Annotated in this window: 12 protein-coding genes and 2 pseudogenes; 8 read left to right on the top strand and 6 right to left on the bottom strand. The window is 63.2% G+C overall.

Annotated elements, in window-relative coordinates:
* Window positions 1–1,292: 1,292 nt before the first annotated feature.
* Genes AB0I53_RS16930 through AB0I53_RS16915 form a run of 4 tightly spaced genes read left to right on the top strand, consistent with a single transcriptional unit; the run spans window position 1,293 to window position 12,859 of the window.
* Window positions 1,293–5,960: a DEAD/DEAH box helicase gene (locus AB0I53_RS16930; RefSeq protein ID WP_358603083.1), complete on the top strand. Its 4,668-nt coding sequence runs from the start codon at window positions 1,293–1,295 to the stop codon at window positions 5,958–5,960.
* On the top strand, window positions 5,957–7,816 hold the full coding sequence (locus AB0I53_RS16925; protein ID WP_358603082.1) for an ATP-dependent helicase: 1,860 nt from the start codon (window positions 5,957–5,959) through the stop codon (window positions 7,814–7,816). Before AB0I53_RS16930 ends, AB0I53_RS16925 begins: the two co-directional genes overlap by 4 nt.
* Before the next feature lie 10 nt (window positions 7,817–7,826).
* Complete coding sequence (locus tag AB0I53_RS16920) at window positions 7,827–11,009, top strand: helicase-related protein (protein WP_358603079.1); 3,183 nt, start codon at window positions 7,827–7,829, stop codon at window positions 11,007–11,009.
* 2 nt (window positions 11,010–11,011) lie between these two features.
* Window positions 11,012–12,859 (top strand): DUF1998 domain-containing protein, encoded by a 1,848-nt coding sequence (locus tag AB0I53_RS16915; RefSeq protein WP_358603076.1) that lies wholly within the window; start codon window positions 11,012–11,014, stop codon window positions 12,857–12,859.
* A 114-nt stretch (window positions 12,860–12,973) separates the two neighbouring features.
* Here the strand turns inward: AB0I53_RS16915 and AB0I53_RS16910 are convergent, their stop codons facing one another.
* A complete protein-coding gene (locus AB0I53_RS16910; RefSeq protein WP_358603073.1) occupies window positions 12,974–13,387 on the bottom strand; it encodes a hypothetical protein in 414 nt (137 codons plus the stop codon).
* Complete coding sequence (locus AB0I53_RS16905; RefSeq protein WP_358603070.1) at window positions 13,384–15,867, bottom strand: AAA family ATPase; 2,484 nt, start codon at window positions 15,865–15,867, stop codon at window positions 13,384–13,386. Before AB0I53_RS16905 ends, AB0I53_RS16910 begins: the two co-directional genes overlap by 4 nt.
* A 184-nt stretch (window positions 15,868–16,051) precedes the next feature.
* Between AB0I53_RS16905 and AB0I53_RS16900 the strand changes: the two genes are divergently transcribed.
* The gene (locus tag AB0I53_RS16900; RefSeq protein WP_358603068.1) at window positions 16,052–18,208 is read left to right on the top strand and encodes a UvrD-helicase domain-containing protein; all 2,157 of its coding nucleotides are present in this window, start codon (window positions 16,052–16,054) and stop codon (window positions 18,206–18,208) included.
* 289 nt (window positions 18,209–18,497) lie between these two features.
* Window positions 18,498–18,692: pseudogene (locus AB0I53_RS16895) on the top strand (ISL3 family transposase); the annotation flags it as partial.
* A gap of 500 nt (window positions 18,693–19,192) precedes the next feature.
* On the opposite strand, the gene AB0I53_RS16890 reads toward AB0I53_RS16895, so the two are convergent.
* Window positions 19,193–19,648 carry an aldo/keto reductase gene (locus AB0I53_RS16890; protein WP_358603065.1) on the bottom strand — a complete coding sequence of 152 codons (456 nt, stop codon included), beginning with the start codon at window positions 19,646–19,648 and terminating at the stop codon, window positions 19,193–19,195.
* Window positions 19,649–20,105: 457 nt separating this feature from the next.
* Here AB0I53_RS16890 and AB0I53_RS16885 point away from each other — a divergent pair, with 457 nt between their 5' ends.
* Window positions 20,106–21,098, top strand: coding sequence for an IS481 family transposase (locus AB0I53_RS16885; protein WP_358603100.1), 993 nt, complete (start codon window positions 20,106–20,108; stop codon window positions 21,096–21,098).
* 13 nt (window positions 21,099–21,111) lie between these two features.
* Here AB0I53_RS16885 and AB0I53_RS16880 read toward each other — a convergent pair whose 3' ends face one another.
* Window positions 21,112–21,774: a GPP34 family phosphoprotein gene (locus AB0I53_RS16880; protein WP_358603062.1), complete on the bottom strand. Its 663-nt coding sequence runs from the start codon at window positions 21,772–21,774 to the stop codon at window positions 21,112–21,114.
* Between the two features lie 94 nt (window positions 21,775–21,868).
* On the opposite strand from AB0I53_RS16880, the gene AB0I53_RS16875 reads away from it, so the two are divergent.
* A complete protein-coding gene (locus tag AB0I53_RS16875) occupies window positions 21,869–23,065 on the top strand; it encodes an IS30 family transposase (protein WP_358603097.1) in 1,197 nt (398 codons plus the stop codon).
* A gap of 11 nt (window positions 23,066–23,076) precedes the next feature.
* On the opposite strand, the pseudogene AB0I53_RS16870 reads toward AB0I53_RS16875, so the two are convergent.
* Together AB0I53_RS16870 and AB0I53_RS16865 are read right to left on the bottom strand one after the other, a co-directional pair.
* Window positions 23,077–23,670 (bottom strand): annotated as a pseudogene (locus AB0I53_RS16870) (response regulator transcription factor); the annotation flags it as partial.
* Window positions 23,667–24,737, bottom strand: coding sequence for a histidine kinase (locus AB0I53_RS16865; RefSeq protein ID WP_358603094.1), 1,071 nt, complete (start codon window positions 24,735–24,737; stop codon window positions 23,667–23,669). The pseudogene AB0I53_RS16870 and the gene AB0I53_RS16865, both read right to left, overlap by 4 nt.
* Window positions 24,738–24,787: the final 50 nt, after the last annotated feature.

Here is a 24,787-nt window from a genome sequence, read left to right as displayed (position 1 = left end):
CCTGCGAGTAGCCCTGTTCGAACAACTCGGCCGCGGCCAGCCGCACCGACTCCATCGCGGCCCGATCCCGACGAACCGGCACACCCTGCTTGATCACCGACACAGTCAGTCATGATCACACACGACCGTCACCCTAGATCACGAACGTCAGTAAAAGGCATTATGCGGGACAGGCAAGAGGCCTTTGGTCGTCAGTGAAACAGGCCAACAATATCCGCGCTGGAGGCTAGCGTCACCTATCCCGAGTCCGCTGGCCCTGAGCCGCCAGCGCACCCCGATAACACGTGGGATCGAGACGGTTGCCGATTCGCCTGTCTCTTCATCCGACATTGCCTTTCGCGCAGTACACTTGCTGACGGGCGGTTGCAAGCTAGTAACCAGCCACGCTGATCGTTCTCGCCTGCGCGATCCCCGAACTCGTGGAGGAGACGGCCGCCGTGTCGGAAAGTTGCACAGGGCGCTCGCTTCACCCGATCGGCCTATTGCGTCTCGATGTCTGTGTTCGGATAAGCTGTCAGGCTCGCCACGGAACGGTGAGCCCTGGGTGTCGCGGACGATCTGGGTGGAAACCGTTCGGATAGAGCCTGATAGGACATGCCTAGTGGAATCGAACAGCATCCGATGGAGATGGTGTGCGCAAGAGTCGACGAATCAGGCAACAGCTTGTTTCGCTTCACGAGCACGAAAACCGGACGTCTGTTCGGTCCTTTGTCGATGCGTCCGGGTTGCGTGGCCTGCTCGGCAGTTCCCTCTTCGCTACGGGGGCTGCCCGGGCCCGTCGCGTACCAGCTGGTCAGCGCCTGCTGCGGAAAGCAGGTCCATCGCGCAGGTTTCTCGCCCACGGCATCCGAATAGCATAGCGCCGACAGTTTCCTGGGTACAGGGTACGGACTCCTCGCAACGATGGGTGATTGCCACTGCTTCGTCGGACCAGCACGTGCTCATCGATGGCTCACGAGTCACCGGCAAGGATCAGACGACTGCAAGCGTCACTATCCCCGTTCGCCCTGGTTGCCTCGGCCGGAGTGCCATGTTTTTTGGGAAAGCTCTGTGTCCGACAGTTCATGCCCTTACTCTTGACATATGATCAAGGCTTGGCATGAGACGGAGGTATGTAACGGTCTGGCATCGTTTCATGAACAGGGTAACAACCTGTGTGCCCGAGAGGATCTTAGTTATTGACGGATGCGCGCTTCTTGTGAAAGCGGCTGCGGTCCTTGGATCTTCCCGGCGAGCCTCCTTCTGTGAAACTGATCGCTAGACTAACAAATTACTGGGGAGTTGATTAACTCGTGAATTCTGCTGAGTCGTCCGTCCTGCAGGTAGTGATCGAGCAGTCTGAACGGGTTCTCGAAACCTATCGCATTGATCCGGGTCTCATCGGCGAACATGCCAATTCTGAAAGGCGGATCACTCAGGGTGGATATGGGGACCGGCAGATCTACGAGCTTGTGCAGAATGGGGCGGATGAGCTCCGGGAAGATACCGGTGGGGAAATTAGCGTTGTCTTGACGGCTACTCGCTTGTACTGTGCCAATCAAGGGGCTCCAATTACGCCAGAGGGAGCCGAAACTATTCTTCGAATGAGTTCTTCGCGCAAGCGTGCTGGTCAGATTGGCCGCTTCGGTGTCGGTGTCAAGTCGGTTCTCAGTGTCTCTGACTCGCCGGAATTCTTCAGTTCGACGGGATCCTTCGGGTTCGACAAAGACTGGTCGACAAAGCGGATTCGAACAATCCGCCCGGATTTGGATGAAGTACCGGTCTTGCGCATGGCTCAATCCATCAACCAAGACCGGGCCATGGCAGCCGATCCTGTTCTCGCCGAGCTCCTCGGATGGGCCACCACGGTCGTAAGGCTTCCGCTCCGACCCTCCGCAGCGACCAGGCTCGCCCGCGATCTGGTCAAGTTTCCGAGCGAATTCCTGCTTTTCTCCCCACATGTCGGCACGGTGACCCTCGAAGATCGTCGTTCTGCCGAAATCGCCAGGCGACAGATTTTTCAGCGGGTCGACGGTGAACTGCATACGATTCAAGAAGAGACCGATTTCGGCCCCGGGTCGACCTCCAACTGGCGCGTGTTCACCTGCGTTCACCGTCCCAGTGAAAAGGCGCTCCAAGCAGCCGGTGAACTGCACGACCGGCCTGAAATAGACATATCGTGGGCCGTTCCGGAACGGCATGGTCGAGAATCCAAACTTGGAGAGTTCTGGGCGTACTTCCCGACCAAGTACAAGACCACCCTCCGTGGTATTGTAAATGCCCCGTGGAAGACGAGCGAGGACAGGCAAAACCTTTACGGCGAGAATGAATTCAACGAAGAGCTGATCGATGTGATGGCAGCACTCGTCGTGGACTCGCTGCCATCGCTGTGCCGCCCCGACGACCCCGCATCGTACTTGGATTTCACTCCCGCACGTGGTCGAGAAGAACCACAATGGGCGTCTGTCGGACTGGTCGAGGCGGTGTGGTCCGCTACCGCCCACAAGCCGTCGTTGCCCGACCAGCGCGGTGAACTTCGCCTGCCGGCGGATGTTCGACTGCATCCCGCAGACCTCCGGCCCGAGTGGCTCGAATGGTGGCGGCAGTACACCGGCAGGCCCGAGAACTGGGCCCATCACTCGGTCGAGGCGAACAGGCTTCGCAGGGCGAGCGCCGAGCTGATCTGCAACACCGCCGGGGTCTCGGTCGCCTCAGTGCGGGAATGGCTTGAGGCTCTCGTCCAAGATCGCACCCCGATGGCCTCGGCGATTGCAATTCGCATCACCGCCGACATGGTGCGCACCAAGCACGCACTCGCCGATCAGGCTCTGAAGGCTCAGATCGTTCTGACCGAGTCCAACGACCTGGTGTCGCCGGTTCGTGGTCAGATCTTCCGTCGAGCGTTGAAGGACTCGCTAGTCGACACGATCAGCTATGTGGATGACCGGGTAACGGCGGAGTTCGGCGCACTCGGCGCACTCGAAGTGCTCGGCATTCATGAGGCCGACGCCAATGGCAGATTCACCGCCGTCGTGGACCAAGGATTCGAAGGTTACGACGATGCCCGATGGTCGGAGTTCTGGGAGTTGGCCCGTCTGGCGGGGCCTGCGTCTGTCGTGGTCATCCTCCGCGGCGGGGCTACGGACAATTCGCAGTCGGTCTTCGTCCGAACGGTGTCCGGACGTTTCCGGGAGATCGGGCGGTGCCTTCTTCCAGGCGCCGTGGTCCCGGAGGACGGCAGCCGGGACGGCTCGATCGCGGTCGATCTCCGTTTCCACGACTCGGACCGGCAGGTACTGCGCGAAATCGGATTGTCCGACGCGCCGCGTAACAATGTCGATCCACGTGGCGAGCCGTGGTTCGAATCCTATCGCGAGGCGTGCTGGAGATCGTACCTCAAGACGCTCCCGGCCGATGTGCCACGCGTCCAAATGAAGACCGTCAAGGTCGACGGTATGAACACGGCGGGGCCGCTGCATCTCCTGGAGGAGCTGTCCGATGAAGGCAGAGCGGCCTTCCTCAGATCGCTCCCATGGGCAGGCGTCATTCAAAACTGGGCACTTCAGGTCGGTGGCCTGCGTTCCGGTAGTCGCTCCGTTTCGTCCCCGCTGGTCTGGATGGCGCGCAAGCACGGCCGGGCTCGGACGGCCAAGGGAATCCGGCCGCTGACGCAATGCGTCAGTCCCGCTTTGAAGGAATACGGCGAGTTCTTCCCGGTCGCTGATCTGCCCATTGGAGTCGCGGAGGCGTTTCGACTCGACAACGATCTGAGCGAACTCAAGCCATCATTCTGGCAAGCGCTACTGGACGAAGTGGCGGAGAGCGAGAGCGACGAGTTCCCGGGCAGGGTGTACGCAATGCTGTTCGACCTGGAGGTCGAAATTCCCGAAGGAATCGGTAATACGCGTTGCCGGGTCGGGGACAAGTGGACGACCTCCATATCCGACGAAGAGATCGCAGTGGCGGCGGTGCGGGATGAGTATGACCTGCTCGTGATGGAACAGATTCCCGCGGTGCTCGTCCCGTCCGCAGAAACCGCCCAGCTCATGATCGAGCAGTGGGGGATGCTCAGTCCTGCGGACGTTATCGAAAAAGAGCTGAGATATGTTGAGCAGACTGAGCCGATGCTCATCGCCGACGAGTTTCCGCCTCTCAGATTGTCTCATCGCAGCAGGATCAACGGCTGGTCTCTGGTTTGCTGCAAGGAACTCGAGGAGATCACGCACACGCTAAATGGAGCGAGGAACGAGACCATCCAGGCTGCAGTCCAGGGAAAGACAGTTCTGGTCCTGAATCCCCGTGACGATGACCTCGCCACGCTTCAAGCGGTCGACCGGATGCTGAAGTTGAACCTGGGAGACAGCGGCTGTCGAGCGATCTTGGATCGGATCAAGAGGCAAGAGAACAATGATCTGAGGAAACGTATTCGTTCAGCGGGTACGGTGCCGGAGAAGCTCTTGTACATGGTCGGCTCGGAGGAGCTGAAGCGCAAGCTCCCCAAGGGACTGGTAGAGAGCGAGAGGGCCCAATCCGGACAAGAACCGAATGACCTCAGGATCGCCCAACTCGCGTGGGACGCACATGGGGATTCGGTGCTTCGGCACCACGCCAAAGCTTTGGAAGCGCACATCTCCGATCCCGTGGGCTCGTTCCGCGGTGATCACACCTCGCGCGAGTTGGTCAACGACTTGCAGCTGCCCGAGTCCTTCGCGGGTACGAAGCCGGATCAAAGCAGAGACGCTCTCGAGATGGTCGATGGCCCGGTCCAATTCCCTGGGCTGCACGATTACCAGGAACGATTGGCCGTCAAGATGTTCGAACTCTTGACACGCCCGACTCCTCAGCGTGCCATGCTCTGTCTCCCTACGGGTGCTGGTAAAACACGTGTGGCCGCCGAGGCGGTGATCAGGGTCATCAAAGCGCGTGGGCTCGGTGGACGTCCCGTCCTGTGGATCGCACAGACCGACGAGTTGTGCGAACAAGCTGTGCAAAGCTGGAAGTTCGTCTGGTCGAAAGTCGGACCCGAGGGCCGTCTTGCGATCAGCAGACTGTGGTCCGGAAACAAGGCCGCCGCGGTGAAGGAGACCGCACACCTCGTCGTGGCCACGGATGCGAAGCTCGAAAGCTGCCTGGACACTGAGCGCTACTCATGGCTGCGTCAAGCCGCGTTGGTCATCGTTGACGAGGCGCATACTTCGATCACCTCACGCTACACGCAGCTTCTGCGTTCGTTGGGCATCACTCGCCACAGCACCGAGCGTCCGTTGATCGGACTGACCGCGACACCGTTCCGTGGATTCAACGATGACGAGACGCGCCGACTTGTCGAGCGCTACGGCGGAACGCGCCTTGACCAGGGTGTGTTCGACTCGGACCCGCACACCTCCTTGCAAGAGCTCGGGATGCTCGCCAGAGTCGAGCATCGAGAGTTGGCAGGCGCGACGATGCAGTTGACGCAGGAGGAGCTGGAGTCGCTGTCACTGCCCTTCCAACAGAACCTGCCTTTCGCGGCCGAACAGCGGCTCGGTGAAGACGACGATCGCAATGGCATGCTCCTGGCCGAGATCCGACGTCTGCCGAGGGACTGGCCCGTGCTGTTGTTCGCGACATCGGTGAACCACGCGAAGGTCATGGCCGCCAGGCTCAAGGGCATGGGAATCAATGCCGTGGCGATCGAGTCCGCGACGCCTCCCACCGAGCGACGCAAGAGCATCGAGGACTTCCGTACGGGGAAGATCCAGGTCATCGCGAACTACGGTGTGCTAGCCCAAGGTTTCGACGCTCCTGCCACCCGAGTGGTCATCGTGGCTCGTCCGACCTACAGCCCCAACGTCTACACACAGATGATCGGGCGGGGGCTTCGAGGCCCGAAGAACGGCGGCAAGGAGCAGTGCCTCATCCTCGATGTGAGGGACAACATCACCAACTACCAGAACTCGCTTACGTTCACGGGATTCGAGCACCTTTGGGGGCGGGGATGATCGTTTCGGGCCTCGACTCGGGCACCCTCACCGAGGAGCAGCAGGCCGTCGTCGACCAGCCGGCCGATGCGTTGGTGTCGGTGGTCGCCGGCCCGGGGACCGGCAAGACGCACACGTTGGTCCGCCGGTTGGACACACTGGTGGAGCACGGCGGTCTGTCATCTGGAGAGATCCTCGTGCTGACCTTCTCTCGTGCCGCTGTTCGCGAACTGCGGCACAGATTGGCGCACCACGGCGACGCGGCACGTCATGTCCGGGCACAGACCTTCGACTCCTGGGCTCTCGATCTGCTGACGTCGATCGACGGGAACGATGAGTGGCAGGCCCGCGGCTTCGAGGCTCGGATCGAAGGTGCGGTCGAGGCGATCCAAAACGGGCGGGCGGACGAGTACTGCGACGAGCTTCGGCACATAGCCGTCGACGAGGTGCAGGATCTCGTGGGCGTACGGCGAGTCATGGTCGAGTCGCTGTTGGAGAGGTTCGACTGTGGCTTCACCGTCGTGGGAGATCCGGCTCAGGCGATCTATGGTTTCCAGATCTCCGATCCCGCGGCACGGGCAGCGGAGACGAACCGATTCTTCACCCGGATGCGGGAGATATTCGGCGAAGAACTCAGGGAACTGGCGCTGACGAAAAACTTCAGGGTCAGGGAGGACACCGCAACCGCCGCCCTTCCTTTTGGAAGCGAGCTCCGCAAGGGGGTGAACGGTCACGGCAGGTCACTTGGAAATCGACTTCGCGTGGCTCTCCACGACACCGTGCCCTTCGGCGATCTGAGCGACGAGTACGCACGTATGGTGCTGTCTCAGGAAAGCCTGACTACCGCGATCCTGTGCCGAACGAACGGTCAAGCCCTTCTCGTGGCCGAAGACCTGCATCAGGCGGGAGTTCACCACCGACTGCAACGGTCCGCGCGCGACAAGATCGTGGCCGGTTGGATCGCCGGACTCTTCAATGTGGGGAGCGGGTCGTTCCTGACTCGTTCGGGATTCGACGAGCTGGTCCGCACGTTTCCGCTGGACGAGGACGCCGAGCATGGACTTCTGTGGACGTGGTTGGTTCGCGCGACCTCGACAGGTCGCGGCGATAACACGGTCGACCTTCGCAGGCTGCGGTCCGCCATCGAGTCGGGGCGACTTCCGGACGAATTGACCGATCAGCGCGCCGCATCGGTAGTCGTGTCGTCCTACCACCGTGCCAAGGGACTCGAGTTCGATCAGGTGATCGTCGCAGACCCCGGGCCGAACCGTGATGGCTTCGACATGGACCACGCCGAAGAGGCTCGCATGTTGTACGTTGCGATGACCCGTGCACGCGATGAGCTCGCGTGGATCGACACGCCGGGCGACGTGCGCATCCGAAAGCACAAGGCGACCGATCGATGGGCAAGGTTCGGTTGGCAGCCCTGGCAACGTATAGGGCTGGAGCTCGGATCCGGTGACGTTTCAAAGGACGAGCCTCCGGGTGCGGAGGACTTCGGGACGCTGTGCGCAGCTCTACAACACTACCTGGCCACCGAGGTGCATCCTGCCGACGAAGTCGTACTCGAACGACTCTACGAGGAATCCATAGGGTTTCAGGAAAGCCCACCGTATCTGGTCATGCACGGAGACCGTCCCATCGCGACGGTGTCCCGACAGTTTCGCCGTGACCTGTACCGCTTTCAGCGGCCCGCCGGTAGGCAAAGGCCCTTGGGCTGGCCGCGCAGAATCGCCGGCGTTCGGGTCGACTGTGTGGAGGCGGTGGCTGGCAGCGAGGCTGCCGCGATCGAAGCGGGACTCGGCTCCCATGGTGTGTGGCTCATACCAAGACTCGAAGGTCTCAGCACCTTTGTTCACGACGAGAAGACCGTTTGAGGGGGCGTCGTTGTCCGAGCACGACGAGCACTACCGCTTCAGAGGCGAGCTGCTCAAAGGCCTGAAGCAGGACCTCCTCGGGCCCGCGCGGTCCGAGAACGAGGTTCTCACCGATCCACCGGTGACGACATACGCGACCGGGATCCTGTTTCCTCGCCGTGAAGAGCAGGACGAGAAGGGGCACAAGAGATCGAGGCAGAGCAACGACGAGGCTGACATCGATCTGGCATCCGTACGCTTGTCGTCTGACGAAGTACCGGACACGGGTGTGGCGATGGCCAACGTCCAGGCTCCGTCTTCGATGGGTATGACCTTCGCCGTCGACCCGTCGACCTCGCAGAAGGTGATGTTGACCTTCGAAGTGGCCGTGTACGAACCGGTCGACGAGGCGGGGAACCCGGTCGAGGCAAAGCACGCCGAGCGGCGCAGCACGGAAGACCAAGGCATTCGGTGGCGCCGGCGCCCTCTCTACCCGGCTTCCGTGCAGATCGACCTCGACAATCCTCCAAATGGTAAGCAGAAGCTGCTCGACGGCCTAGAACTCAGGTTGCGGGTCCGGGAACCGCGGGACGGGACGGTGTCGATCACCGCGACACTCGTCAACGTCAATCGGATCGCGACCTCCGATCTGCAGGACCCGCATTGCTTCTTCCAACCGTTGATCAAGGCCAACGGCGCACTCGTCGAGCGCCCGGGGCCTGGAGGAGGCAGTGATCCCGAAGTCGTCGCGAGCCGGCTGCTTCACAGGTACGCCCCGACGTTCGCCGTTGGACACGGGTGCTCCGTCGAGTGGGATTGGAATCCGCCCAGCCCGGACGATCTGATCGAGCGAGCCGACTGCCCCGCCACGGTTCCAGAGGTCCGCACCACGTACGTGCCTTCGCATGAGATGCTGCTAACCGATTCGAATCCCGAGATCGAGACCGGCGCGCTCGGCATGCAGAACCTGGCGACGGCGAGCGACGAGGAACTGTTCAATGCCTTGGACTCGCTCGTCGACGGCTATCGGGTATGGATCTCCCAAAGACGAGATGAAGCAGAACACCTGCGTGGCAACGAGTTCCTCAAGACGATTGAAGCTCACCTGGAAAACTGCGTGAGAGCGCAGGAGAGGATCGAAAGCGGCATCCGCCTGTTGCGCAAGAACCGAGACGCGCTGCGGGCGTTCCGACTGGCTAACGAGGCGATGGCGCTGCAGCGCGGCCGTTCGTCGTGGATCAAGAACAAGCGCCGTGGCCCGGTTGCTCTCGACGGCAAATGGCGTCCGTTCCAGATCGCGTTCGTGCTCCAGTGCCTCGACGGCATCGCTGACCCCGATCATCCGGATCGGGGATACGTCGACCTGTTGTGGTTCCCGACGGGTGGCGGCAAGACCGAGGCCTATCTGGGACTCATCGCGTTCACCGTGTTCTTGAGAAGGATTCGCAAGGGTTCCTCCGGCGGCGGTGTCACGGCGATCATGCGGTACACGCTTCGGTTGTTGACCCTCCAACAGTTCGAACGGGCCGCCTCGCTCATCTGCGCGATGGAGTTGATCCGCAGGAAATCGGGCGCGAACCTGGGCCCGGAGATCTCGCTGGGCATGTGGGTCGGCAAGGACGCCACCCCGAACGACCTGAAACGGGCCGAAGCCAGCCTCGACCTGCTCAGGAAGGGCGACAAGGTTCAGACCGAGGACCCGGTTCAACTCCGTGTCTGCCCATGGTGCGGCACTGCGATGGACGCCAGGAACTACCGCGTCGAGAGTTCGGAGATGACGATCTTCTGTGGTGCGTCCCAATGCGATTTTCGTTCCGGCCTACCCGTCCACGTCGTCGACGAGATGATCTACCGGGTCCGCCCGACGCTGATCATTGCGACTTCGGACAAGTTCGCCCGGATTCCGTGGCGGGCCGATGTCGCGGCGCTGTTCAACCGCGATGTCGATGGCATCCCGCCCCCTGAGCTGATCGTCCAGGATGAACTGCACCTCATCTCGGGGCCGTTGGGAAGTCTTGCGGGTCTGTACGAGACGGTGGTCGATGAGGCTGCCGACCGACCGAAGATCGTGGCGTCGACCGCCACCATTCGCCGGGCAACGAAACAAGGTCGTAGCCTCTTCGACCGAGAAGTGGCTCAGTTTCCGCCTCCTGGACTCGATGCACGCGACTCCTGGTTCGCGGTAGAGACGTCGCGTAGGGACAAGGCGACGCGGCTGTACGTCGGTCTGATCACACCGAACACCAGCCAGGCGACCCTCCTCGTACGGACGTATGCCGCGCTGCTGCACCATGCCGCCCACATCGAGGGAGTCGACACCGTCCGAGACGCCTATTGGACGCTGGTCGGCTACTTCAACAGTCTGCGGTTGCTCGCCGCAGCGGACCTTCAGGTCCGCGACGACGTCCGTGACCGACTGTCGTTGTTGGCAGGCGGCGACGACGGAAAGGCACGGGCGGCGGAGATCGTCGCCGAGCTGACGAGTCGTATCGATTCGAGCGATATACCGACCTACCTGGAAGATCTGGCACGGGCACTCCCGGAGAAAGCCGTGTTGGACGTCCTGTTGGCGACGAACATGATCTCAGTCGGTGTGGACGTCGATCGGCTCGGCCTGATGGCCATCATGGGACAGCCTCAGACGACAGCGGAGTACATCCAGTCGAGCAGTCGTGTGGGACGTCAGCACCCCGGCATGGTCGTGACGATGTACAACGCAGCGCGGTCGAGAGACCGCTCGCACTACGAGAACTTCCTCTCCTATCACTCGGCCCTGTATCGGCAGGTCGAGTCGACCAGCGTCACACCGTTCTCCTCTCGAGCACGAGACCGTGCGTTGCACGCCGTGTTGGTCGGCATGGCCAGATTGATGATCGACGAGGCGCGGCCGAACAAGGCCGCCGCTGACATCGAGAGCTTCCGGCCTCGACTCGACGAACTCGTAAAACTCATTCTCGCGCGAGTGGACAACGTGGCGAAGGAAGAATGCGAGGGGACCAGGGCGCAGCTCGAGTCGATCATCGATGACTGGTCTCAGCTGGCCGCGAGCAATCCGAATCTCGTCTATGAACCACGGCCGAAAAGGGCGGGACCAAGAGGCTCGGCCGCTTCCCTGCTCTGCATGTTCACAGACAACGACTTGGACGAAGCGTATCCCACCCTGTGGAGTCTGCGCGACGTCGACGAGGAGTCCGATTTCTACCTGGAGCGATGATCATGCCTCTGCGCAAGCCGAAACAACGACCATCTGTCGATGACCGGCCGAAGGGGCCGCTCTCCGCGACTCCTCTGGGCGGCGCCCGCAACGCGCAGATCGTCACCACCTACGGTGTAGGAGCGATGGTCGCCATCGGGGATCAGTCGTACATCGTGAGCGGACTGGACACCTGGAAGATCGACGGTACATCGCGGCTGTACGAGCCCCGTCTTCAACGACGTCTAGGGGTCCGGGCACTCTATGCTCCTCCCTCCGACAATCCGTCTTCGGGCGACGGAGTACGTGTGCGGCGGTTCCCTACGCAATACTCCTGTTCAGAGTGCCACGAGCTCAAGGATTTCAAGCACTTCGGAGGCTCGGTCACCGAGAGCAAGTGCCTCAAATGCGAACGGACGCTCGTGCCGTCCAGATTCGTCATCGCGTGCGAGAACGGCCATCTGGACGATTTTCCCTACTGGGCGTGGGTGCACAAGGGCAAGCCTCGAAACCCAGGAAAGTGCGCACTTCGCCTCCACTCCGAAGGACGTACGGCATCATTGCGATCAATGATCATCACGTGCTCTTGCGGCGTCGCGCCGGTTTCAATGGAGGGAGCCTTCGGTAGAAGGGCGATGGAGATGCTGGGGGTTCGTTGCTCCGGTAGGCGCCCATGGCTCGGCGACGGATCCGAGCAGCCCGGCTGTGACGCGGTTCCCAGAACTCTGCAACGAGGCGCGTCGGCCGCGTGGTTCGCGATCAATCGATCTTCGCTGTCGATCCCACCATGGTCGCAGACCCTTCAGAAGGGCCTGGACCGTCACTATCAGGTGTTGGCTTACGCCGTGGACCAGCCGAACGCTGTGGACATCATCAAGAACTCGATCGCGGACACGGAGGTCTCGGCCAGCGTGGAGGCCGTGATCGATGCGGTCAGGTACCGAAAGCAGTTTTCTGATTCGACGATAGTCGAGGCGGAATCGGCCGCCTCCCTGGAAGCGGCCAGTCCCTTCCGATTGGAAGAATATGGACCTCTCTACGTCGGGACGACCATATTCGGCCCGAAAGACGATTTCGAATGCGTCAAACCCAACGATGCCGACCGCACCGAGCTCCCTGCTGGGATCGGGCGCAGCATGCTGGTCAAGCGGCTGCGCGAAGTGCGAGCGCTTCAGTCGTTCACCAGGGTCGAGGCGCCGGACGCACTGCCGGACAAGAAGCGGCACGCCGCTCTCTCGAACGGGAAGGTCGACTGGCTGCCCGCGATCGAGGTGAGCGGTGAGGGCGTGTTCCTCTCGCTCGATCCCGATCGACTCAAGGCGTGGGAGGCATTGTCGGGAGCCGAGGACCGCGCGCGGATGATTCGCGATCGTCATACCAGGCTTCTGCGGGAACAGGCGAAGAAGCATGGGGACGGACGTCCACTCGATCAGATTCGATCGCAGGTGTCGGCACGATTCATTTTGCTGCACACCCTCGCGCATGTACTCATCAATGAATGGAGCCTCGATGCCGGGTACCCGGCCGCCGCGCTTCGCGAGCGGCTCTACGCGGACGACGATCGCGCAGGAGTCCTCATCTACACGGCGACCAGTGACTCGGCGGGCAGCCTAGGGGGTGTGGTCGCCCACGGCGAGCACGAACGACTTACCGAATCGATGGAATCGGCGCTGAATCGGATCGAGTGGTGTTCCCAGGACCCGCCCTGCATGGAGGCGGAGGCCAGCGGAACCGACAGTCTCAATCTCGCCGCCTGTTACGCCTGTGTCATGGTCCCGGAGAGCAGCTGCGAGATGAACAACACCTTTCTCGACCGAGCCGTCGTGATCGGCTCCCCTGCCGATCCGTCCGTTGGGTTCTTCGTCGACTGAGATCGTGTGGCCATGCCTGCGGCGAACCATCACGCCGCGGGCACGGCCCTCGACCACTCCACAATGGACCATCGCGTGCGCAACGCGACCACGTCGGGAGTCGACGAACCGGGACTATCCGAGTCGTCGTTCCGATGTTTCATGCTCCACACCGTCCGTGAGATGCCGCAACAGATCCTCCAGCGCGTCGACACTGGTGAGCCAGCTGGAGAGTTCGGCAGGAGGCGGGACGAGAGCCGCACGACGGCCGTGGAGGTATTCACTGCTAAGTCGATAGATCCATTGTGCCTGCCGCACCCGATCTCGAACAGCTTGCCGGTTCTCCGGCGTCGCCGAGGCCACCAACCCCCACAGCCGGAGGTTGGTCCGGCCGCGCCCAGAGTCGTTCACGAGGGCCGTTCCGGGCAGCGCTTTGGCAAGTCGCTCGATGCGCATTCGCAAGAGCAACAGTTCGCAGCGGGAGCGCAGGAACGGAGACAGACTCTCCTCCGCCACTTCTCGCCATCCGTTCGTCGGCATCCAGTTCATCGGGCCACGGTGTTCAGCAGCTCGGAACAGAAACGCTCCGTTCGATCGATGCGTTCGAGAAGGTGGGCTGGTGTGACCACGAGGCCGAGCGGGTCACCGTGGGCCCCGGAGTTCAGTTCGTTCATGTAGGCGGTCTCACGGAGAACAGCGTTGATCAACTCAGCGGCCGGATGTTGCCTGCCGGCCACTCGGAGGGCGGCTTTCAGGGAGTCCTTAGTACTGAACGCCTTGTTCAACCGGTCGAGGGCATCCTGGATATCGGTGACCGCAGGTCTGCTCACGTCCATGACGAATTGACGTAGTGCCGCATCGACGGCCTGCCTGCAGAACGCGAGTACCAGCAGCCCGGTGGTCGTCGCGGACAGCACACGATGATCGCCGCCGTTGCCGGCGTTCCCGCCCAGGACCGCCCTTGCATCGGCGACCAGCGGCTGCCACGGATGGGAGGCATCGATGTGCACGATATTTCCGTGTGGGTCCCTGCCCAGCTTGATCAGGTGCAGATCGCGAACATGGTGACGCATCACCTCCACCATCTGCTGGTCATGAGTCAGCAGGACGATCTGCCGTCCGGCGCCGGCTTGTTCGGCGACGAGCTGGGCGAACACATCGATGCGGAAGTCGTCGAAGGCGTGGATCGGATCATCGAGAACCAGGAACCGGAACGGCCCCGACTCATCTTCACCCAGCAATAAAGCCAGGACCAGGGCGTTGTACTGACCTGCGGACAGCATGCCCATCACGGTTTCCCGACCGTACATCGACATCGACAGGGTCGTCGATTCGTTCAGGGCTTGATGGTCGGACATTCCCACCTGCAGCGTCAGACCGTCGAAGTCCAGGTCCGCCAACAGGGCGCGCAGCGGCTCGCCGACCTTCGATTCGACGATGTCCCGCCGATCTCTGTGCACACCGTCGAAGGCGGCGGCCACACGCTCTAGCGCGATCTTGCGCTCATCGACCCTCGCGGCGATGCACCCGTACTCCGAGTGGGCGGCGAGCAGTGCCAGGCAGTGTTGTCTTCTTGCGGCGCGCCAGTGTTCAAGAACATCCGATGCAGATCTCAATTCCGACAGCACGGCGTGCACATCACGCTCGAAGGCGTCGTCCTCGAGTACCGAGTCGAGAGCACGCCACGCCGAGTCTTGATCGGATCGCGGTCGGCGCCCGATCATCGGCTCGATGAGAACGCGCAGCCGATGAGTGGTCGTGGCGACCTCGGGCGCCTGGTCCGCGGACTTGAGCAGTGGCAGGAGCCGTTCGACCAGCAGGTCGCCGAGCTCGGTCAGATCCGCCTGCGCGAGGTTGAACTCCTCCCGCACCAGGCGGAGATCCTGCAGGGTTCGCTGTGCGGTTTCACGCCATTCCGATGTCGCTCCGTCGCACACCGGGCAACGATGCTCCTGATGGTCGGAGGTGTGGATCATGAGCTCGCGCAGCGCCGCCAGACCTTCTCCCGTCCACAAACCCCGGTCGCTTTGCTCACGCACTCGCCTATAGCCGTCCACGCTCGTCTTCGCCGACTTCAGTGCCTCCGCGATCCCATGAGCGAGATAGGGGTCGACATTCAACCCGGGCACGACATCATGGTCCGAGCCGAAGCAGTCCGTGAACCAGATCGTGACGTCCTCCGCCGGCGATTCCGGCAGCTCGATCGCCTCCGGCACACGGACCTCAGGATGCTGGTGTGCGAGATCTTCATCGAGATCCGCCAGTGCCGTCGCCACATCGTCTCTGGATTGAGACCAGCGTTCGAGTGCGCGTAAGGCCGCCTCGTACTCGGCCCGCAGAAGATCCCAAAGCTTCCACCAGGTGCTGCCGAGACTCAGCGTGTCGTGCACGAAGTCGGTGAGGTTTCCGGCGCGTAGCCGGTGCGTCATGTGGTCATATCCGACGACGGGGTGGTGCGCGGCGATGGATTCCGCCCACTTCGCGCCAGGTCGCTCCACTGTTCCATGCGGGTCGCCCGCGGGCAACCAAGCGACTTCGACGTCTTCTCCGCCTGCGGTCGAACGCCAGGTGATCCGCAAGTGATCATCTCGATCATTGCCGAGCACGACGACGATCTCCGCTCGCGCGGCGCCGGCATGCACTGCGACCGGCCTGCGCATGTCGGACGGGTTGAAAGCGTACGAATATGAGACTCCGCCGCGAAGCGCGACGTCAAGCGCATCGGTGATCGTCGACTTCCCCGTCCCGTTGGGGGCGTGCACGAGTACCACGGGGGCGGAACGTGGAAACTCAAGCAGCAGTGGGTCGGGCATCGAGCCTTCCGCCCCGGCCGCGTTCGCAGCGCCGCGGAATCCGCTCACCTGAACGGAGCGCAAACCCCACGGTCCCGCCGCAAGTGCATCGTGAAGAACGTCCTCATCTGTGTCGATGTTCTCGCGACACTTGTCGAGAGCCTCCAGTACGAATTGGTCGGCCTCGTCTGAGGTGCCGTCCGGCAGGAGGAGCTCGTGGAGCTCCGCCACCGTCATGGCCTGCCTCGCACCGTCGCCGCGGTCGGTCGATGAGTCGGACAAGCTATCCCCCCTGATCAAGTCGAACGTAGCAGCAGACCTCCACTTCCCTGAGTCGAGGTCTGCGTGGAGATCGCCGCATGTAAAGTGGTCCGGTTCTGGAGACAGACCGAGATCGGGAGCCCCAGGGGGAAGATCGACGATGGCGAAGGTCGTGTTCGCGAAAGAGTTTCAGAAGAATCTGAAACTGGAAGGTTCCCTCAAGTCACGCGCATGGGATCTGCTGCAAAAGCTGAGCAGCGATCCGGACCTGACCGGATTGGATCTCAAGATCCCGCAGGGTGCAAGGGATCCCAGGGTGCGCACAGCCAAGGTCACCGACAACTTCCGAGCGGTGTTCTTCGCCGCGGGCACCGCGGAAGACCAGTACTACGTTCTCGTCGCGATCCGGCCGCATGACGAAGCGTACAAGTACGCTACTCGGATCACCATTCGCCTCAATCCGATGAACGGCATAGCCGAGGTGCTGGGCGACTTCGCCGCACCGCAGGAGGCGCCGGTCTCCAAGACGGATGCGTGCGAGGACGATCGTCCCCTTCTGCTGCCCTACCGAGTCGACGAGCTCAAGGCCATGGGAATCCTTCCCGAGTTGGCAGAACACGCAGTCGTGTTGCGGGACGAGGATGAGCTCGAAAAGCTCTGTCTGCACGCTCCCGCCTGGCAGGCGAGTGCGTTGCTGGACCTGGCCTTCGGTATGCCCATGGACGAGGTCGTGAAGATCTACGGGTCTCCCGAGGGTCGAAGCACGAGCAGCACCATTCCCATTGATGCCAACGACCCGAAACAATTCCGCGACTCGCTCGATCGTGCCGCATCGCAGATGGAATTCGTCCTGGTCGAGGGCGACGAACACCTGCGCAGAATGCTCGACGGCGACTTCGCCGCTTGGCGCACCTTCCTTCACCCCGAGCAACGACAGTTGGTCGAGCGGGACCGCAGGGGTTCCTACCGTGTCACCGGCGGAGCGGGAACGGGGAAGACCGTGGTCGCTATGCACAGGGCCGCGGTACTTGCGGAACGCGACCCCAAGGCCCGCATCCTCGTCACGACCTTCACCAAGAACCTTGCGATCCAGCTCAAAGCGGACCTCAGCCGGCTCGCAGGCCCCGAGGTGCTGGAGCGCATCGATGTCAAGGGTATCGATCAGCTCGCGCGCGACGTCGTGGCGAGAGCCCAGGGAGCACGCACCAAGGTCTTGAACGACCGTGACCAGCAGAGGAAGTGGCAGCGAGCGGTCGATGGCGTGCCCGATCTTCCGGCCGCGGACCGGGCGGTGCTGACGCCCTACTTCCTCATGCGGGAGTACCAGCAGGTCGTTCTCGGGATGAAGGACTTCAGCAGTGCTCAGTATCTGGCCGAGTCTCGAAAAGGCCGGGGCGTTCGACTGAACAGAGTGCAACGCGTGCGGGTTTGGCGCGTCGTAGAGGAGTTCACGCGTCTTCTCGCGGCCGAAGACCGGACCACCTACGCCAACGTCGCGGCCAAGGCGGCCGAGATCGCCAATTCATCGGACCTGCCTTCGTCGAACAGGTACGACCACGTGATCGTCGACGAGGCGCAGGATCTTTTGCCCGCACATTGGCGCCTACTGCGTGGAGTGGTAGCCGAAGGGCCCAACGATCTGTTCATTTGCGAGGACGCCCACCAGCGGATCTACGGCGAGAGAGTGGTGCTGAGCCGCTTCGACATCAATACCAAGGGAAGGTCGCAGCGACTGACGCTGAACTACCGCACGACCAGGCAGACACTTCAGTACGCCACTCATGTGTTGAACGGTGCCGACTTTGTTGATCTCGAGGAGGAGGACGAGTCGACACTGATGTACCGCTCGCTGTTGACGGGCCCGGAACCTGTTAGGCATTCGGCACGATCATGGCGGGACGAGAAGGCTTACATCGCTGACACGATTCGGAGCTGGTTGAACGATCCGGCTCCGCCTTCCGCGGGGGCGGTGGCTGTGCTCACCTACCAATGGGATACCCGTGACGAGATCGTACGGATGCTCCAGAGCTCGGGTATTCCCGCTGTGGCAACGAACATAGACGGCCCCGTGGATACGACAAGTGTCCAGGTCTCCACGATGCATCGAGCAAAAGGAACCGAGTTCGCACGATGCATCGTCGCGGGGGTAGGCGCCGACACGATTCCGTCCAGGTACCGGATCGAAGCCGCAGCCCCGGATGAGCGGCCGGAAATCGAACAGCGCGATCGTTGTCTCCTCTACGTCGCCTGCACACGTCCTCGCGATCAGCTGGTCGTTACGTGGACGGGGAAGCCCTCGCCGTTGCTCCCGACGTAGCGGTCTCACCCGATCAGCACTGCTTCGGCAGCGTGCACGGTACAGGTGCTGATGCGGACAGGGCGGTCTCCGTCTGGCAAACGGTCGCGATCGGCGAGGTCGAGCAAGGCCTTGACCTGCTTACCGCACGGACATCGTTCGTGCTTCGATGAACTGGACCCTCACAGTTTGTCGACGGCACGCGGATCCTGCCTCTGGCACAGTTTCCGTGGTCGGCCCGGGTGCGGTTCGCACCCGGTTCGCACCCGGACCGACCGCAAACGAGCAACTCCTCGAGTGCTTGGTGTAGGACGACTTCGCTCTGCGCCGCAGGCACCACTACGGCACGATCCTGATCGATGTCGAGTCCATCCCCGCCCAGTCGAGGTGCTGACCGCGTGGTTACAGACCCAGCCCGGTGTGGAGGTCGTCTGCGGACCGGACCGGCGCCTACCCCGAGGGCGCCCGCGAAGGCGCGCCGGATGCGCTGCAGATGCCCGATCGGTGAATAGCTTTGCTGGCGCGGTGGAGCGCACGGTCACCCGATACCAGGAATGGTTGCGTGCAGCGGTGGACAATGGTGCCGACTCCGGCCCCGAGTAACTGCGTTCATAGAGCGGTCCTAGGTGTCCCGTCGAGTTCTGGCGTTCGCGGATCTGAGTCCGGTGATCACGCGGTCGGGCCGACGCCGGGGAGCGCCCAGGTTGCCCGGGACGTCGATTCGGTCCGTACAACGGGTGTGCTGATCGCCGCGATCCAGGGCGGTGTGCTGCTCCTAATGCCCACGGGGTCCGCGGAATACCTGGAGTCGGTGCTGGACCTCAGCCTCGGCTACCTGCGCACCGGGACCCCTGCTTGCAGCTGGACCAGTTAGGTGAGGTGCTGCCCGGGCGGGGTGGCGCCTCTCGATCAGCCTTGGTTCTCCGGGACCCAGTTCCGTGCGGCCGGGTGGTACTCGGCCAGCTTGTCCCCGAGTCTGACTCCGGCGTTGATGATCCGCGACTGCTACTGCGGCGTGAACATCGCATAGGGCTTGCCCGGCGCTACGGCACTGGCAGCGTCGAGATCGGCACGAAGTTCCGCGGGCAGCTCGAAATCGAGCGCCGCCAGCGAGGAACCGAGCTGCTCGGTGCTGCTCGCCCCCACGATGGCCGAGGCGATCCCGGGCTGGGTCGCGACCCAGTTGAGAGCTACCTGGGCCATCGTCGCGCCCAGCTTGTCCGCCACGGTCTGCCGCGTCTTCAGCAGTTCCCAGTGCCGGTCCGTCCAGTCGTACCCGATACCGCCCTTGCCACTGAGGCGCCCTTCGCCGGTCAAGCCCTTGTTGGAGTTGCGGTACTTGCCGGTGAGGAAGCCGCTGCCGAGCGGGCTCCAGGCTGTGATGCCGAGTCCCAGGGTCTGGCCGGCCGGGACGTGTTCGGTCTCGATCGATTGGACTGGTGGCAGGGCGTGCCCCTGCATGTGATCGTTTGATCGTGAGCTGACCACTCGTCGTGCCGCGACGTACGGCGATTCGTTTCCGAAGGCTGGTCATGTGTGGGGCGCGTACCCCGGTTGCGGGTGTGGGTACGGGTTCCGGCCACCATAAGGCTGACATGAACGTGCCAGTGCCCTTACCGAGTGCGGGGCGCGTTCGTCGTTTCCAAGCCGCTTCCACCGTGTTTCGGGGTGGTCTTGCGATTTGGGGATAGCTGATCAGACTCCCGGCCAGATCACCCTTTCGCTTGCTCCGCCAGGTGAAACAGCTTGCGGCCTCAACAAGCTACCGCCTGGACAAAAGTATTGTCAGACATGACCTAAGTGTACTGACCGCGGAGGTTGGGCACGGGCCGACACGTAGGTTGATGATCTTGGAATGAGGGAGGGCCTCCAGTTCGGTGTGGATTGCGACATCTACCCGGAGTCACTGGAGGCCCTCGTGTCCCACCGTAATGCCCCGTTGTCCGAAACTGGCAGGCTGCGTCTGGCTCGGTGTGTCGTGGAGGAAGGCTGGCCACTACGCCGGGCGGCGGAGCGCTTCCAAGTCGCGGCCGGGACCGCCCGAGGCTGGGCGGGCCGGTACCGGGAGCTCGGCGAGGCGGGGATGGTCGATCGGTCCTCACGGCCGCATTCCAGCCCACGCCGGACGCCGACCCGGACCGAGCGGCGGATCATCAAGGTTCGGCTGGCACGCCGGTGGGGGCCGGCCCGGATCGCCTACCTGCTGGGGCTGAACCCCTCGACGGTGCATCGAGTCTTGGTCCGCTACAAGATCGCGAGACTGGCGCATCTGGACCGCGCCACCGGTCGGGTGATCCGCCGTTACGAACGCGACGCACCCGGTGAGCTGGTGCACGTCGACATCAAGAAGCTGGGCAACATTCCCGAAGGTGGCGGCCACCGAGCCGTGGGACGGCAAGCCGGGCAACGCCATCGCACCCGCACACCCGGCAAAACCCTCGACGGCAACGGCAACAGTCATGTCGGCTATAGCTACCTGCACAACGCGGTCGACGATCACTCCCGGCCGGCCTACAGCGAGATCCTGGCCGATGAGAAGAAAGAGACTGCGGTCGCGTTCTGGCACCGTGCCCAGCTTTTCTTTGCTGCTAGCGGAATCACGATCCAGCGAGTACTGACTGACAACGGCAGCTGCTACAAGTCCCGCCTCTGGCGCCAGACTCTCGCCAACGCCGGGATCAGCCACAAACGCACTCGGCCCTACCGGCCGCAAACCAACGGCAAGGTCGAACGATTCAACCGCACCCTGCTCGACGTATGGGCCTACGGCCAGCCCTATCACTCCGAAACCGAACGCCGCGACGCCTTCCCCGGCTGGTTACACACCTACAATCACCACCGCGGCCACACCGCACTCGGCGGCCTGCCACCCGCCAGCCGCGTGCCCAACCTCTCAAGCCAGTACACCTAGGCGACCGCCGTGCTCACGTGACCACGGTGACGGTAACGACGGCGGTCGCCGCGGCGACCGCCGCGGTGGTGCGGGTCACCGCGGTGCTCACGGCTTCGGCGCCCCAGTTGCCCTTCTCGAATTCCTTCGCGCGCTTGTAAACCTTGCCCGACCACTTGATGGGCGGCCGCAGAGCCGGGAGGGCGCCGCTCGAGGAGAGCAGGGCGATCAGCGCCCCGGTGCGGGTGTCGGGGCTCTCGCCGTCTTCCAGCACCGCGCGGATCTTCCGCCGCAGTTCCGCTTCGTGTCCGGTGTCCTCGGCCGGCAGCCTGGTCGTGGGGAACACGCCCAGCACCCGCTTCTTCTCGAGACGAATGAGGCCGCGCTCGAGCAGCCGATCGATCACCGGTTTCCGGAGCCCACCGCCGATTTCGAGCAGGAGTGTCTGGACTCGGCGGGGTCGCTCGGAGACCTTCTCATAGGCGGACCGGAGCAGGGGATCCGAGGGCGGACCATCCCCGACCGGGAGGATCTTGGGGCCGTTCATGCCCTCGCTGCCGTCGGTCTCGACGCTGCCACGGAGCGCCAGCTCGGCGAGCACGGCGCCGCCGAGGGTGTAGTGAAGGGTGCCAGCTGCCGCAGGGATCCCCGTCTCGTCGTCGAGCAGCAGCATCATCAGATCCTCGACGAGCAGCATGTCGTTCGGCATGTTCTCCCTCTTTTTCGGCACTTACAGCCAGCGCGGGTTCAATGGGTTAGCGCAACGCCTTGTCTGCTGCGAGGTGTTCGTGATGGGGCGTCCTGCGTTGCCGTTACAGGTCCAGCGCCAGTTTTGGTCGATGATGCGGACCGGAGTTGTGCTCGACGACGCGGCGGCCGTTGTCGGCGTGTCGAAGACGGTCGCCTGGAGGTGGTTCCGCGAAGCTGGCGGCGTGATACCTATAACCGCTCCGGCGGACCGTGCCGAGGCGCAGTATTCACGGCTGTCTTTTGCCGAGCGTGAGGAGATCAGCTGTCGCCGCGCCGCAGGTGCCGGGATTCGTGCGATCGCCCGGGCATTGGGGCGGTCACCGTCCACAGTGAGCAGAGAATTGGCACGGGGCACTGTCCGCCGCAAGACCGGATACCGGGCATCGGTCGCGCAGGCTCGAGCCGATGTTCGTTCCCGGCGACCGAAGGTCTCGAGGCTGGCGCAGAATGACCGGCTCCGCGAGCATGTCCAGCAACAACTTCGGGACAAGCTCAGTCCGGAGCAAGTCAGCCAGCGCCTCATCGTGGACTACCCCGACGAGCCGGAGATGCGTGTGTCCCACGAGACGATCTACCGGGCCCTCTACGTCCCAGGACGTGGTGCGCTGCAACGGGGTCTGGTGCGATGCATGCGAACAGGCCGGACACTGCGGAAGCCTCGGCGAAAGGTAGCCGAGCGCCGCGGACGGATCGCGGACATGGTCAATATCAGCGAGCGTCCAGCAGAGGTGGAGGATCGGAAGGTGGCCGGGCATTGGGAAGGCGATTTGATCGCCGGCCCACAGCATCACTCCGCGATCGGCACACTCGTGGAACGCGCCACCGGGTACGTGATCCTGCTCCACCTACCCGACGGTCATGGGGCGGTTGAAGTGCAACAAGCCATCATCGCGGCGATGAACTCGTTGCCGCGGTCCTTGCGGCGAAGCCTGACCTGGGATCAAGGCCGCGAGATGACCAATCACGTCCAGATCGCCGCTGCGACGGGGATGGACATCTTCTTCTGCGATGCCCACTCACCTTGGCAGCGAGGCACCAACGAGAACACGAACGGCTTGCTGCGCCAGTACTTTCCCAAGGGAACCGACCTGTCCGGATACCACCGAGACTATCTGGAGTTCGTCGCCGCCCAACTCAATCGACGACCCCGCAAACGACTGGGATGGAAAACACCCACCGAAGCACTCGATGCGCTACTCTCGCCATCCGACCCACCCGGTGTTGCACTGATCGCGTGAATCCGCCCACAGTCGTGTTCGCGTGCGTACCGGGCCGCTTCGTGCCGGGTCTGGGTCTGGGTCTTCTGCATGGCGTTGGAGAGGTAGTTGCGCACCGTGCCTTGTGCGAGGTGGAGTTGGGCGGCGATGTCGGCGACGGAATAGCCTTCGCGGGTCGCGCGCAGCACGTCGATCTCCCGGTCGGTGAGGGGGCAGTCGTCGACGACGGCGAGCGCGGAGACGTCCGGGTCGATCCAGCGCTTGCCTTCGTGCAGGACTGTGATCACCGAGGTGATGTGCAAGGGTTCGGCGGATTTGCTCACGAAGCCCTGGACTCCGAGTTTGAGCGCTTTGCGGAGCACCCCGGGTTTGGCGTGGCGGGTCAGCATGAGGATGACCTGGTTCGGCCGGGTGCGGCGGATCTCCGCGACGGCGCCGAGCCCGTCCACGCCGGGCATTTCGAGGTCGATGACGAGCACGTCGGGTTGGTGCCGCAGGGTGGCTTGGACGGCCTCCTCGCCGTTCTCCGCTTCGGCGAGCACGGTGATGTCGCCCTCGAGCGGGAGCAGCGCGGCCATCGCCTTGCGGAGAAGGGCTTCGTCGTCGGCGAGCACCACGGTGGTCATCGGTTTCCCTCTGCTTTGGAACGTTGGTGCGGGAATGCCGCGGCTGTCCGGAACTGACCGTTGTCCTGCTCGACCGTCAATTCGCCTCCGTCGGCGGCGACGCGTTGTTCTAGGGCGGCCAGCCCTCGGAGCTCGGGCAGCGGAGCTTGTTGGGCGCCGTCGTTGACGATGCTGATACTCGACTCCGACAGGGTGATCCGCACCTGCGTCGCCTGGGCGTGGCGCAGGATGTTGGTGGTCGTCTCGCGGAGGACCTGGCCGAGCAGTTCGCTCGCGCCCGGGTCGACATCGGCTTCGCGTTTGATGCGCACGTCGATGCCGGCGGCCTCGAAGAGGTTCCTCGCGTTCTCCAGCTCGGCGGAGAGGTTGAGCCGCCGCTGCGCGTAGGCGAGCTCCTTGGTCTGGGTGATGGTGTCGCTGACCAGGGCGTGGATCTCGCGTAGCTCCTGCTTGGCTCGTTCGGCGTCGCTGTCCACCAGTTTCTGGGCGAGCGCCGTCTTCAGCTTCACCACGTGGAGGGTGTGGCCCTGGATGTCGTGCAGGTCGCTGGCGAACCGGACGCGTTCGCGAGCGACGGCCAGCTCCGCTTCCCGCTCCCGCGCCTCCTCCAGCTCCGCGACGACGTCGTAGAACCGCTTGTTGGGGAACATGAGTCCGGTCAGCACCACGGTGACGCCCGTGGGGATGAGCACGTACCGGATCAGAACGTCGGGCACGTCCTCGTGCGACACCAGCAACCTCGCCGCGCCCACCGCGGCGACATAGCCGACCAGCGCGGCGGCCGCCCAGCCCCGGCGGCGCGACAACTGGGGGATGACGAACGCGCCCACGCAGGAGATGCCGAAGAACGCCGCCCCGCCGCCGACCACCAGTACGGAGAAGGGCCACACGGCCGCCGTGACGACCAGGCAGGCGAGCGCGACGCGCAGGACATCGCCTGCCGCCCACCGCACGAACGCCACCAAGGTCGCCACCACGCCGGCGCTCAGGACGACGGCTTGCCACCAGGACCGGGCGTCCACGACCACCACCACCGCCCCGACGACGACGAACAACGGGACGAACATGGTGAGGTTGAGCTTGCGCAGCTGTCCCCGCGACGGCTCGGTGTCCTCGG

The organism is Saccharopolyspora sp. NPDC050389 (assembly GCF_040655595.1).
Taxonomy (GTDB): Bacteria; Actinomycetota; Actinomycetes; order Mycobacteriales; family Pseudonocardiaceae; genus Saccharopolyspora.
The sequence above is the reverse complement of the archived record's forward strand: the minus strand, read 5'-3'. Positions and strand labels throughout refer to the sequence as shown.

Coding starts and splice junctions, on each gene's coding strand:
- AB0I53_RS16905 (WP_358603070.1), bottom strand. CDS start 15,867: ATGACGGTGGCGGAGCTCCACGAGCTCCTCCTGCCGGACGGCACCTCA.
- AB0I53_RS16910 (WP_358603073.1), bottom strand. CDS start 13,387: ATGAACTGGATGCCGACGAACGGATGGCGAGAAGTGGCGGAGGAGAGT.
- AB0I53_RS16875 (WP_358603097.1), top strand. CDS start 21,869: ATGGGGCGTCCTGCGTTGCCGTTACAGGTCCAGCGCCAGTTTTGGTCG.
- AB0I53_RS16900 (WP_358603068.1), top strand. CDS start 16,052: ATGGCGAAGGTCGTGTTCGCGAAAGAGTTTCAGAAGAATCTGAAACTG.
- AB0I53_RS16890 (WP_358603065.1), bottom strand. CDS start 19,648: ATGCAGGGGCACGCCCTGCCACCAGTCCAATCGATCGAGACCGAACAC.
- AB0I53_RS16915 (WP_358603076.1), top strand. CDS start 11,012: ATGCCTCTGCGCAAGCCGAAACAACGACCATCTGTCGATGACCGGCCG.
- AB0I53_RS16865 (WP_358603094.1), bottom strand. CDS start 24,737: ATGTTCGTCCCGTTGTTCGTCGTCGTCGGGGCGGTGGTGGTGGTCGTG.
- AB0I53_RS16925 (WP_358603082.1), top strand. CDS start 5,957: ATGATCGTTTCGGGCCTCGACTCGGGCACCCTCACCGAGGAGCAGCAG.
- AB0I53_RS16880 (WP_358603062.1), bottom strand. CDS start 21,774: ATGCTGCTCGTCGAGGATCTGATGATGCTGCTGCTCGACGACGAGACG.